This is a genomic window from Nocardia sp. NPDC051321 (assembly GCF_044455225.1).
Taxonomy (GTDB): Bacteria; Actinomycetota; Actinomycetes; order Mycobacteriales; family Mycobacteriaceae; genus Nocardia.
Window position 1 is genome coordinate 261340 of the sequence record NZ_JBITEM010000015.1, and the last position, 11296, is coordinate 272635.

General features: G+C 65.0%; 12 protein-coding genes. 10 read left to right on the forward strand and 2 right to left on the reverse strand.

Annotation, left to right across the window (positions count from 1 at the left end; translation table 11 throughout):
* Positions 1–541 precede the first annotated feature (541 nt).
* The 3 genes from ACIA8C_RS33520 to ACIA8C_RS33530 all read left to right on the forward strand — a co-directional run bounded on the left by ACIA8C_RS33520 (position 542) and on the right by ACIA8C_RS33530 (position 4281).
* Positions 542–2839 carry an FdhF/YdeP family oxidoreductase gene (locus ACIA8C_RS33520; RefSeq protein WP_397141675.1) on the forward strand — a complete coding sequence of 766 codons (2298 nt, stop codon included), beginning with the start codon at positions 542–544 and terminating at the stop codon, positions 2837–2839.
* Entirely contained in the window at positions 2832–3671 is an 840-nt protein-coding gene (fdhD, locus tag ACIA8C_RS33525) for a formate dehydrogenase accessory sulfurtransferase FdhD (RefSeq protein WP_397141677.1), read from the forward strand. Before ACIA8C_RS33520 ends, fdhD begins: the two co-directional genes overlap by 8 nt.
* Before the next feature lie 79 nt (positions 3672–3750).
* The gene (locus ACIA8C_RS33530) at positions 3751–4281 is read left to right on the forward strand and encodes a hypothetical protein (protein WP_397141679.1); all 531 of its coding nucleotides are present in this window, start codon (positions 3751–3753) and stop codon (positions 4279–4281) included.
* Positions 4282–4505: 224 nt separating this feature from the next.
* On the opposite strand, the gene mihF is transcribed toward ACIA8C_RS33530, so the two are convergent.
* The gene (gene mihF, locus ACIA8C_RS33535) at positions 4506–4820 is read right to left on the reverse strand and encodes an integration host factor, actinobacterial type (protein WP_029895202.1); all 315 of its coding nucleotides are present in this window, start codon (positions 4818–4820) and stop codon (positions 4506–4508) included.
* 531 nt (positions 4821–5351) lie between these two features.
* Here mihF and ACIA8C_RS33540 point away from each other — a divergent pair.
* The 6 genes from ACIA8C_RS33540 to ACIA8C_RS33565 all read left to right on the forward strand — a co-directional run bounded on the left by ACIA8C_RS33540 (position 5352) and on the right by ACIA8C_RS33565 (position 9991).
* Positions 5352–5729 (forward strand): nuclear transport factor 2 family protein, encoded by a 378-nt coding sequence (locus ACIA8C_RS33540; protein WP_397141681.1) that lies wholly within the window; start codon positions 5352–5354, stop codon positions 5727–5729.
* A 191-nt stretch (positions 5730–5920) separates the two neighbouring features.
* A complete protein-coding gene (locus tag ACIA8C_RS33545) occupies positions 5921–6736 on the forward strand; it encodes a hypothetical protein (protein WP_397141683.1) in 816 nt (271 codons plus the stop codon).
* A 160-nt stretch (positions 6737–6896) separates the two neighbouring features.
* Positions 6897–7505, forward strand: coding sequence for a DUF3558 domain-containing protein (locus ACIA8C_RS33550; protein WP_397141685.1), 609 nt, complete (start codon positions 6897–6899; stop codon positions 7503–7505).
* A 1-nt stretch (position 7506) separates the two neighbouring features.
* Entirely contained in the window at positions 7507–7899 is a 393-nt protein-coding gene (locus ACIA8C_RS33555; RefSeq protein ID WP_397141687.1) for a hypothetical protein, read from the forward strand.
* Positions 7896–9209 carry a hypothetical protein gene (locus ACIA8C_RS33560; RefSeq protein WP_397141689.1) on the forward strand — a complete coding sequence of 438 codons (1314 nt, stop codon included), beginning with the start codon at positions 7896–7898 and terminating at the stop codon, positions 9207–9209. Before ACIA8C_RS33555 ends, ACIA8C_RS33560 begins: the two co-directional genes overlap by 4 nt.
* A gap of 2 nt (positions 9210–9211) precedes the next feature.
* The gene (locus ACIA8C_RS33565) at positions 9212–9991 is read left to right on the forward strand and encodes an ESX secretion-associated protein EspG (protein WP_397141691.1); all 780 of its coding nucleotides are present in this window, start codon (positions 9212–9214) and stop codon (positions 9989–9991) included.
* Between the two features lie 12 nt (positions 9992–10003).
* On the opposite strand, the gene ACIA8C_RS33570 is transcribed toward ACIA8C_RS33565, so the two are convergent.
* On the reverse strand, positions 10004–10450 hold the full coding sequence (locus tag ACIA8C_RS33570; RefSeq protein ID WP_397141693.1) for a DUF4254 domain-containing protein: 447 nt from the start codon (positions 10448–10450) through the stop codon (positions 10004–10006).
* A gap of 242 nt (positions 10451–10692) precedes the next feature.
* Between ACIA8C_RS33570 and ACIA8C_RS33575 the strand changes: the two genes are divergently transcribed.
* A complete protein-coding gene (locus ACIA8C_RS33575) occupies positions 10693–10839 on the forward strand; it encodes a hypothetical protein (protein ID WP_397141695.1) in 147 nt (48 codons plus the stop codon).
* Positions 10840–11296: the final 457 nt, after the last annotated feature.

The window sequence follows — 11296 nt, forward strand, 5'->3', positions numbered from 1 at the left end:
TCCGTCAACCCGCCATCTGGCGACCACCATTGCGACCCGACCACCTCAGGCGACCCGGCTGAACCCGTGTCCCCGACCGCGGACGCCCCCGGAAACCCAAGCAGCACAACCCAACACAGAGCTCCGGCACCCTCGACCAATACCCGAGTCGCGCGCCTCTTCCCCACCTGCCGACGCACTGCGTCGGCACGCGCAGCAATTGGTGCCAGCGTCCCCATCGGCCATGCTCTCGCTAGGCGTACCACCGCCTTCGATCCGACCCTGCACGGTTCGATGACGGACTCTGTACGACCGCGCCTACGTGCGTGCGATCCCTAGCATCGTAATGCGGTGTGCGCCTGTGCGGAGTCAACTCGGGTGAGTCCAGTTGTGGTGCTATCGCCGAGTCAGCGCTGGGGTGTGGGATCTGGGGACGGGCGCCGATGCCGAACGCCTATTAGGGTCAGCGCGTGTTCCGCACCAGCATCGCGCCGAGTGCATACCATCGAAGTTAGCTGGTCCCCTGCCCGACTCAGACACCGCGAAGAGGACAATACGAACTATGCACCGTAATGGGCCGACCGAGGATATCGATGAGTCCGCGCTGAGCGTGACCGCGCCGAAAGAGCAGGCCGCGGGTGTCACCGCGGTCGCGGTGTCGCTGAAGCGCGCGGTCGACGAGATGGGCGTGATCCGGACCGCCCGTACCCTCGCTCGGGTCAACCAGGTGCACGGCTTCGACTGTCCCGGTTGTGCCTGGCCGGAGCCGACCGGTCATCGCCGTCCGGCCGAGTTCTGCGAGAACGGCGCGAAGGCGGTCGCTGAGGAGGCGACGCTGCGCACGGTGACCCCCGAGTTCTTCGCCGCGCATTCGATCGATGAGCTGGCGGACAAGTCGGGCTATTGGCTCGGCCAGCAGGGCAGGCTGACGCATCCGATGGTGCTGCGCCCCGGCGATACCCACTACTCCCCCATCGCGTGGGACGACGCCTACCGATTGGTCGCGGATCACTTGGGCGCCTTGACATCTCCCGACGAGGCCGTCTTCTACACCTCCGGCCGCACCAGCAACGAGACCGCGTTCCTCTACCAGCTGCTGGTCCGCAGTTTCGGCACTAACAATCTGCCGGACTGCTCGAACATGTGCCACGAGTCCTCGGGCGCCGCGCTGACCAGCTCGATCGGCATCGGCAAGGGCTCGGTCTCGATCGATGACTTCGCCGCCGCCGACTTGATCATCGTCGCCGGTCAGAACCCGGGCACCAACCATCCGCGCATGCTCAGCGCGCTGGCCGACGCCAAAACCAAGGGCGCGAAGATCATCGCGATCAATCCGCTGCCCGAAACCGGCTTGCTCGGCTTCCGCGATCCGCAGACCGTGAAGGGCTTCACCACCGGAGTGTCCATCGCCGACGACTTCCTGCAGATCCGCCTCGGCGGCGATATGGCGTTGTTCCAGGCCCTCGGCAGGCTGCTGTTCGAGGCCGAGGACCGCGCGCCGGGCACGGTGGTCGACCAGGAGTTCATCGACGCGCACTGCGCCGGATTCGCCGAATACGAAAAACAGGTCCGTGCGGTAGATTTCGCCACTGTGCTCGAGGCGACGGGCCTGACCCGGGCCGAACTCGACCGCACCGCAAAGCAATTGGCCGAGTCGAAGAACATCATCATCTGCTGGGCCATGGGCCTCACCCAGCAGGCGCACGGCGTCGCCACCATCGAGGAGGCGACGAATCTGCTACTGCTGCGCGGCATGATCGGCAAGCCTGGCGCAGGGGTCTGCCCGGTTCGCGGGCATTCCAACGTGCAGGGCGACCGCACCATGGGCATCTGGGAGAAGATGCCCGACGCGTTCCTCGACGCGCTGGACCAGGAATTCGGCATCACCAGCCCGCGCAAACACGGCTTCGACACGGTCGACGCTATCCGCGCCATGCGGGACGGGCGGGCGGAAGTGTTCTTCGGAATGGGCGGCAATTTCGTTTCGGCCACTCCGGACACCGCGGTGACCGAGGCCGCGCTGCGCAATTGCGCACTGACCGTGCAGGTTTCCACCAAACTCAACCGCAGCCACGTGGTACACGGCAAGACCGCGCTGATCCTGCCGACTCTCGGCCGCACCGATCAGGATCTGCGTGACGGTCTGAAACAGCAGGTGTCGGTGGAGGATTCGATGTCGATGGTGCACCTGTCCACCGGCAGGCTCAAGCCGGTGAGCGAGCATCTGCGCAGCGAGGTCGCCATTGTCTGCGATGTCGCGCTGACCCTGTTCGGCGCCGACCACCCGGTCCCGTGGGCGCGCTTCCGGCGCGACTACGACACCATCCGCGACGCGATTTCCCGGGTTGTCCCCGGCTGCACCGACTACAACACGCGGGTGCGCGCCCGCAACGGCTTCGTGCTACCGCACCCGCCCCGGGACAGCCGCGAATTCCGTACCAGCACAGGCAAAGCCAACTTCGCGGTGAACGAGCTCAACTGGACCCCGGTGCCGGAGGGCAGGCTGATCTTGCAGACGCTACGCAGCCACGACCAGTACAACACCACCATCTACGGCCTCGACGACCGTTACCGCGGCGTGCACGGCGGCCGCAAGGTAGTGCTGGTGCATCCCGACGACATCACCGCCCTCGGCTTCGCGGAAGACGATCTCGTCGATGTGATTTCGGAGTGGACCGACGGTACCGAGCGCAGCGTCAAGGGTTTCCGGCTCATCGCCTACCCGACCCCGCGCGGCAACGCGGCGGCCTACTATCCGGAGACGAATCCCCTTGTCCCACTCGACCATGTCGCGGCACGGTCGAATACACCGGTGTCCAAGTCGGTGACCATCAGACTCGAACGGGCCAGCCATGAGTAGAGTCACCGCCCGCCGCAGAATGCGCCGGATCTCGTCGACGGGTGAGATCCAACGCCCCGATACCCTGGCCGTCGAGGAGCCGCTCGAGATCCGGATCGGCGGTGATTCGCTGACCGTCACCATGCGCACCCCGGGCAACGATGTCGACCTCGTGCACGGATTCCTGTTGAGCGAGGGCATGATCGGCGTCGCCGAGGAGATCATGGCGGCCCGCTACTGCGCGGGCACCGACGACGAAGGCCGCCAGACCTACAACGTCCTCGACCTAACGCTGCGCAACCCGGGCCCGATGCGGCCGCGCAACTTCCTGACCACCGGCGCCTGCGGCCTGTGCGGCAAGACCGCGCTCGACGAGGTGCGCACCCTGTCCAAGTACCCGATCGTCCAGGGCGGGGCCGCGGTGGATACGCAGGTGCTGGCGGGCATGCCGGATACCTTGCGCAGCAAGCAGATCCTCTTCGAGGTGACCGGCGGTTTGCACGCGGCGGGACTGTTCACCACCGACGGCACGGCACTCGCGGTCCGCGAGGACATCGGCAGGCACAACGCCGTGGACAAGGTGATCGGCTGGGCGTTACGGGAAAACCTGGTTCCCGCAAGCGATCTGGTGCTCATCGTCAGCGGGCGCGCCTCCTTCGAGCTGGTCCAGAAGGCGGCGATGGCGGGCATTCCGATGCTCGGTGCCGTCTCCGCACCCAGTTCGCTCGCGGTCGATCTAGCGGCCGAGACGGGGCTCACCCTCGCCGCTTTCCTGCGCGGCGACACGATGAACGTCTATACCCATCCGGATCGGATCGTCGCCGCACCGAACGCGACATCGATGCTGGCCTGATCGCCCCTTGCCCGGACCGGGTGGCCGATTTACCGTGACAGCACGTAATCGGAGCAGTTCGGCGGGAACGGAGAGACCGATGCGGATTTCGGTGCAGGGCACGCAAGAGGGGTTACGCGTGCGGATGCGCTTCGAGCAATACCGGCGCCGCTTGCTGATCACTCGAATAGTCTTGGCGGTCTTGGCCCTTCAGGGCGCCGTCGTCGGGCTGTGGGCGACCATCGCGCCGCATTCCTGGTACACCAGCTTCCCCGGCTTCGGCATGCACTGGATCGCCGCCGACGGCCCGTACAACCATCACCTGGCGGGCGACGTCGGCGCGTTCTTCCTGGCGCTCACCGCGGTCACCATCGCGGCCCTCGTCCTCAACAGCACCGCGGCGGCGCGCATCGCGGGCATCGGCTGGCTGGTCTTCAGCGTGCCGCATTTCGTCTACCACGCCTTCCATCAGCCCATGGACATGAGCGGCGTCAGTTTCGCATGCAGCCTCGTCGCGGCCGCCCTGCTGATCGCCCTCGGCCTCGCCTGCGTAGTGCTGCCGCCGCGCGGCGACATAACCATGTCGGACCCGGCACCGTTCAACGTGAAGTTCCCGCGGCGCCGGCGCTGAGCAAACGGCACGCATCCAGCTGCTGGCGCTCTTTCGCACTCCCTGGCGTACCGACGCCAACGCCCCACAGCCGTTCGAGGCGCTGTGGGGCGTTTGCACTGTCTGTGCGGCTGGGGGCTGAGCTACGTGGTCAGGGCCGCGAGCAGGCGGTCCTTCGCGAGGCAAAGCCGCGCCACCGACGTGAGGTTTCGTTCCCCGGTTAGATCAACCGCGAATCTAGCTGGTCAGTCCTTCAGGGCGTCGAGCAGCGCCGCACGCTGACGTGCGCCGAGCCCGCCGATCCGACGATCCTCCGGGATCTCCGCCTGATCCATCAACTTGGCGGCCTTCACCGGTCCGACACCTGGCAGAGCCTTGATCACCGCGGCGACCTTGGTCTTCTTGACCAGCTCATCAGAGTCGGCCTTCTTCAGCAGGTCGGCGACCGAAACCTTGCCCGCCTTCACCTTGCCGATCAGTTCGGAGCGCGCCTTGCGGACCGCTGCCGCTTTGGCCAACGCTTCAGTGCGCTGCTCCGCGGTCATGGTAGGCAGTGCCATGTCTCCTCCGCTTCCACTCGTCACTCGAACATCTGGTTGACCGGACCGAGTAAACAGCACTTCACCGGCAGCACAAGGCCGACACACCGGGACCGGTTCGGCGGAGTTAGCGATGAGTTTCCTGGCTCGGGGCCGACGAAAGCAGTAATCAGCGGGCAAAGCGGACCGAAACAACACCTGTTCCGCTGGACGGACCGGCGGTAACAACAAGCCGGGTGGAAGCGACAGAATTTACGAAAGCATCAGCGCGGGATAAAGGTTCAACGGCGAACCACGGGAGATCAACGGCGATCTCCGGCACCGGGCGCGATCGAGTTTTCGGGTCGTCACCGTGTCCTATCACGCGGATGCCGACAACAGCACAGCGTCTGCGGGGGCATTCCAACTTTCGGGGGGATTTCCCACGGCCCGAGCCACCTGGACCGGGTCGTGGACAGCGCATCGAGAGCGCGGAACCGATCCTTGACCGCCCCCGCGGCTGTGCTGCTACTGTGCCGAATTAGAACACGTTCCAATTCGACAGGAGTTCCGATGACCGAGCAGATCCGCGATGCCGTCGAGCAGTACGTCAAGCTGGTCGGCGCGGGGCCTACCGAGGCCATCGTCGAGCTCTACGCCTCCGACGCGAGCGTCGAGGACCCCGTCGGCACCCCGGTCCGGCACGGGCACGCCGCGATCCGCGAGTTCTACGACGTGATCGGCGCGCTCGATCGGGACACCGAGTTGCAGGCCGACACCGTCCGCGTGGCGGGCAACGAGGTCGCCTTCCAGTTCACCATCGTCACCAGGGTCGCCGGACAGCGCTTCACCCTTAGCCCCATCGATGTGATGGAATTCGACGACGCGGGCAAGATCACGCGCATGCGCGCCTACTGGAGCCAGGAAGACATGGCCATCGAGGCCGAGTGACTCGCCGGGATTTTCGGCGCAGATAACGCTGGAGCGTGTCCTCGGCGCGCGGAATCGACTATGAAGAGTAGGTGTCGATGCCACCTGTCCGCTACCCTCGCAGCGAGCTACTACCCAGCTCCCGGTGATCGGGCAGCCCGGCATCTCCCGATTTGTCGAGTTCCGTTCAGCCCATCCACTTTTGGAGCAGCATGCCCGAGGAACACCCCTTCGACGAAGTCGCGCAGTTGGCAAGGCGGGTCGAGCGGGCCCGCGGCCGACTGGCCTACCAGTTCGATCCCGCGCTGACCGAGGCACTGGCCGAGGACGAGCTGGAAGCCGAACGTGAACTGGCCGAGCGCATCCGCACCCAGGACCGCGGGCAGCGCTGGAAGTACGCCGAGGCCGTCTCCAACGCCGCCGACCGCGCCAGGCAGACCAAAGAAGCCATCGAGAAGGCCGACATCCGCGACCTGCTGATGGCACGCAAAGCCATTGCCGCACAGCGTCGCGAGTCCAGCCCGCACGCCCAGCTCGCCTCGCTGTACCGGCACCGCGCCTGGTCGCTGCGCGCCCTCGCGGGCGTGGTGATCGCGGGCATGCTGTGGTCGGCGGTCAACGTGCAGCACAACATCGCACCGGACGGCGTCACCGATCCGCTGTACTGGTTCAGTTACCTGGTCGAGGCGATGATCAGCGTCTGCCTGGTGATCATCATGATCGGCACCACCAAGCTCGCCGAATGGGGCGTGCTGAACAGCCGCACCCAGGTCGTCACCGCCGAAATCGTCTTGCTCGCGCTGACCATCGGCTTGAACACCTACCCGCATGTCCGGGACGCGCGCTGGTTCGACGCGGGCGTGCACGCGGTAGCGCCGATGATGATCGGCGTCGCGCTGCTCACCCACAACGCGGCGAGCGCACGCTACAGCCAGGCGATCACCCGAGCCACCGAGCACATTCGGGACAACCCCGATCGCCCGCGGACGATGTATGACAGCACGTTGCTGGGGGCGCAGCGCGGATAACACTCCCGGCTCGCCAGGAGAGCTGCCGATCTGCTGCCAAATAAGCACGTGTTGTTGCGGCCCGCGCGGGGTCAGCGGTACGGTTTGCCCAGGTAACGGGGGTGGGCACCGGGACACATCCACCTCTGATGGATTTCAGCACCGGCGATTAGGGGAACGGATGACCAGCAGGGGGAACAAGCTGCGCGGTATCGCCCTGGTAGTGGGTGTTGTGCTGGTGTTGGCGGGGTGTCAGAAGACGGATGGGTCGCCCACGACGAGTGGGGGCGCGACTGCGACTGGTGCGACGAGCGTGAGTGCGAAGCCGTCGGGGTCGAAGGATCCGGATGCGGCGATTTGGGATCCGTGTACGGCGCTGCCGGACGATGCGTTGCGGGCTGGTGGTCTAAGCCCAGATACCCGTACCAAGGATGTCTCAGGTATCGATCCGACGGGCTGGAAGGTTTGCGGCTGGCGTTCCTCTGCACGCTGGTACACCCTCGCAGTGGCCTCAGGAACAGCCACTTTGGCGCAGTTTCAAGCACGGCCCGAATATGAACAATTCACGGCTATGACGGTCGAGGGCCGCCCAGCGGTGCGGTTCCTCGACGTCGGCGACGACAAACGTCTTGATTGCGGTATGACAGTCGAAGTGCCACAGGGCCAGGCGAAAGGAACCGTAGTCTTCTACGTCCTCACTCGCGCTTCAGTGGGCAAGCTTGGGGAGCCGTGCGACGAAGCATCGCGGCACGCTAACGAATTCGCGAAGTTCCTGCCTGGAGGAAACTGACATGGCTGGCGAGAGTGTGGCTGAGTGGCAGATGCTGTTGGACCAGGCGAACGCTGGCGAGCTAGCGCTGAGCCCTGATGTCGGCAAAGAACTCGACGCCAAATGCCAGGCCTATTTGGACGGCCTCGATGACGTCCGGGACATGACGAAGTTGAACATCCTCGTGGGCGGCTTCGGCACAATGCCCTCCGGACCGATTCTTGAACACAAGTTCCAGATGAAGGGCAAGGGCGAAAAGTCGATCGACGTATCGATCCAAACCCACATCGAAGAGGTCCAAGTGATGCGCCAGGTCTTCGCCAAGGCGATGGCGAACTACCAGGCAGTCGATGAAAGCAACAGCCAGAAGATCGCAGCCATCGCCGTCGACATCCCTGGGGAGGGTGCCTCATGAGTCAGGATGACTATCAAGCGCGGATCATCGCGGCTCAGCAGCAGTGGAACGACGATCGCACTGCCATCTACTCGCACAGCAGCCGTCTAGCGCGAGACCTGGAGCAGGGATACGATCCGCCGTCAATAACGAATCCCGGCGAGGACCTGTTCGCGATTGAAACCGGTACCTTGCAAGACCTGATAAGCAAAGTCGACGCCATGAAACCCGCTCAGGCGTGGGAAGCCTCGCAGATGTGGCAGAACCTCAGTAGCTCATTCCGGGAAAAGTCGCGCACGTTCGGTGACGCGATCAACGCGACAGTTACCAACGGGTGGACAGGCGAGGCTGCAAAGCAGGCGGTTCAGTCCGTCAACCGGTATGTCGATCAGTCGCAGCAATTGACACTCGCCACCGAGCTCATCTCGGTGAAGCTCAACGAGCTGTATACCGGCTTGCATCAAACGCAGACTCTGATGCCTCGCACTGGAGATAGCAGCCCCGATCTGCGCGGCAAGACGTTGCCCAGCGAGGGTGTGCTGAAAGTCGACGACCACAACCAAACCGAGGCAACCGCGGAAGCGCGGCGTGTGCTGCGGACGGTGTACTGGCAGGTCGCGAATCAGACCGACAACGGTGTACCTGTGGTGCCGAATAGCCCTACGCTGGTGAACAATCCGAATGAGCCGGTCAGTCCGCCATCACCTGCTGCCAACTCCCCGAGTCCGTCCGGTACGGGTGATCAGCCGAAGCAGGAGAATGCGGCTTCGCCCGGGGACAAGACCGGGGATCAGTCGGGTGACAAGTCCGGGGATCCGGCGAAGGATCAGAACTCCGCCACGCAGACGGCCAGCGATAACTCGCAGACGAACCCGTCCAGTAGGACACCTCAATCCACCACTCAGGCAAACAATCCCACGTCGACGCAGAACACCACACCCGCCAGCACGACGAGCCCGAACGCTCCTGGCACCACGCCAGGGGTGACTCCGGTGCCAAACCGCAGCACGACTCCGGGCAGTCCCTCGACCACCCGTTCGCCCGGAAGCCCCGGCAGCCCAAGTACTCCCGGCTCACCGGCCCCGGGCCGCAGCATCCCCGGTTCACCGCAAACGCCGGGAACCGTGGCCCCGCTGGCGGCCCGCGTCGGCACCAGCACCGGCGCCGCGGGGCGCCCCGGCATGGGTGGCGTGCCGATGGGTGGTGCGGGCGGTAAGAAGGACGATGACGAAGGTGCGCACCAGACGAAGGATTACTTGATCCGGGACTGGTCGGAGGAGCTGCTCGGCGAGCCGAATAAGGCCGTGCCGCCGGTGATCGGGGAAAACTGAGCGTGCGCGGTTGGCGATTCACCGGCCAGGAGTTCGACATCCTCTGGTCGGCTTACGGGCGCGACCGGTTGCCCTATCCGCTGGCATTTCGGCCGACCACGGCGGTCGATTGGGATGACCTTGTGCGGCAACGGGAAGCGGCGGTTCAGGCACTGCTCCCCCAGTACTCCGAGAACCTGGAGCTTGCCTTGTCGACGTTGCTGGAGCCCGAAACCCGCGTCGAATCCAAGGGTTTCGGCGGCTCCGGCTTGGCTGCGGTGTTCCGATTCCACGGTGCGGTCCGAAATGGCTCCGGCGCCACCCTCATCCAGCTACCCGGCACCGCCGAGGACACCGGCGGCGACGTGATCATGGGTTTGTGCGCGCCGAACGAGGTGGCCGCCGCCGCGGTGGCCGCACTACCGAAAGCACAGGCAGGCACCCATGCCGCGGTCAGTTTCCGCAGGGATGAGATCGCCGCCGACCGGCAGCGCTACAGCCGCCGCGCGAACGAAGTCAGCATCAAGGATCAACTCAACCGCATGTTCAAGCGCGACCGGACCGCCGTCGGTGAGATCACCGTATTCCCCGGCCCCGCAATAGATTCCAGGCCGACCAACGACGGCCGCGGCTTCCTCTGGACCGACTACGCCGACGACGGCCGCTACTACATCAAGTCCGGCGACCCCATCGTCGCGACTCCCATGAGCCCCACCTCGATGACAAACGAGATAGCCCGCCGCCTCGACCTCACCCGTCGCTACTACCGCATGGAAAACGAGCAGACCAAAGCCACGTGGTGAACACCGAGGGCACTACGGTCCGCCGGGCAAGCGCCTGCGCCCGGCACACACCTCGGCGGCCAAATCGTCGTAGCCAATAGCTAATTCGGCGAGATGCTCCCACGCATTGCCTAGTTCCCACTGCGATGCACTGGCCAGGGCCGCGAAGGCGCAGGCGGTGAATTGAGCAAGACGGTCGATCACGGCGCCGAGGGTTTCGGTATGGACGTGTGCGGCACCATGCGAAGGCGGCAGTTGCAGGGTGATCCAGCGGTCGATGTCGCGGACCAAACCGGCACGCCGCGAGTCGATGTCGTCGATAAACCGGCGGTCAGCAATGGTGTCCTTGGCCGCGCACAACCGTCGCTCGTGCAGGTCGGTCAGTTCGCGTGCGAGCCGCAGCAGTGGATGGTCCGCTGCGAGTTCACCCCGGCAAGCCTGCAGCAGTTGGTGTTTCGGCGGCAGTGGATCGGTCAGCACCGGGGTCCTCTCGCGGTACAGGAGCGCAGTGCGGCGAGAACGATCCGGCCGGAAGGTCGGAAGGTGTCGTGCGGGGCAACAATCCAGTGCCGGTGACCGGTACGAGTGTCGCTGGGTGCGGGCAAGGCGATCTCAGCGCCGGGCGGGACCAGGGTGACGTTGAGACGGAACAGTTCCGCGAACAAAGTCATGTCGTTCGGCAGGTCGGGGCGGCAGAGAAAGGTCCAGCGTCTGGATCGGAGATGGGAAATGATGGGGCCGAGGGGAATTCGGTGCTGCAGCAGGTCATCGCGGACGCGCTGGCCGAGCGGGGCAGGCATGGTGATCGCACCGACGATGCCTACTCGCACGATGATCCGACCCGCCTCCGGGTGGATGCCGGCGGGTAGACCACAGGTGCGCCGGTAGTAGGCGCAGCGCGAAGTTGGTGTGTCCGCGAACATCAGGTTGTCCATGAGAAGCCTCGACTCGCATCGCCGATCCAAGGGTGCGCCCGGCTATCAATGAAGCTGCTAGGTTTGCTGTGGACTTCTCTGCCGCTTCACCGGGCGCACATCAACAAAACACCTGTCTGGGTGGTGATGTGCGCGGCTTCGGGCGGCCCGAATGAAGTCACCCGAATCCCCAGCAAACCTCCCGTGGCAGTTGCCATGATCTACCCGATGCGGGTCGAGCGACCCGCCCGAAGTGGGGAGGACTTCATGCCGGACACCGGATCTACCCTGCCGCGAAGGCAACTCGGCCGGTATCTTGAGGTTCCCCCCGAATCGTGGACAGGGGGTTAAGCGGCTTTAGTTGCCGCGGTGAGTGACTTCTCGTAATCGTCGGGACTGAGCATCCCGATGC

Excerpts from the sequence above, each read along its gene's own strand:
- ACIA8C_RS33530 (WP_397141679.1), top strand. The coding sequence starts at position 3,751 with ATGCGGATTTCGGTGCAGGGCACGCAAGAGGGGTTACGCGTGCGGATG.
- fdhD (WP_397141677.1), top strand. The coding sequence starts at position 2,832 with ATGAGTAGAGTCACCGCCCGCCGCAGAATGCGCCGGATCTCGTCGACG.
- ACIA8C_RS33540 (WP_397141681.1), top strand. The coding sequence starts at position 5,352 with ATGACCGAGCAGATCCGCGATGCCGTCGAGCAGTACGTCAAGCTGGTC.
- ACIA8C_RS33555 (WP_397141687.1), top strand. The coding sequence starts at position 7,507 with ATGGCTGGCGAGAGTGTGGCTGAGTGGCAGATGCTGTTGGACCAGGCG.
- ACIA8C_RS33575 (WP_397141695.1), top strand. The coding sequence starts at position 10,693 with ATGGGAAATGATGGGGCCGAGGGGAATTCGGTGCTGCAGCAGGTCATC.
- ACIA8C_RS33545 (WP_397141683.1), top strand. The coding sequence starts at position 5,921 with ATGCCCGAGGAACACCCCTTCGACGAAGTCGCGCAGTTGGCAAGGCGG.
- ACIA8C_RS33560 (WP_397141689.1), top strand. The coding sequence starts at position 7,896 with ATGAGTCAGGATGACTATCAAGCGCGGATCATCGCGGCTCAGCAGCAG.
- ACIA8C_RS33550 (WP_397141685.1), top strand. The coding sequence starts at position 6,897 with ATGACCAGCAGGGGGAACAAGCTGCGCGGTATCGCCCTGGTAGTGGGT.
- ACIA8C_RS33520 (WP_397141675.1), top strand. The coding sequence starts at position 542 with ATGCACCGTAATGGGCCGACCGAGGATATCGATGAGTCCGCGCTGAGC.
- mihF (WP_029895202.1), bottom strand. The coding sequence starts at position 4,820 with ATGGCACTGCCTACCATGACCGCGGAGCAGCGCACTGAAGCGTTGGCC.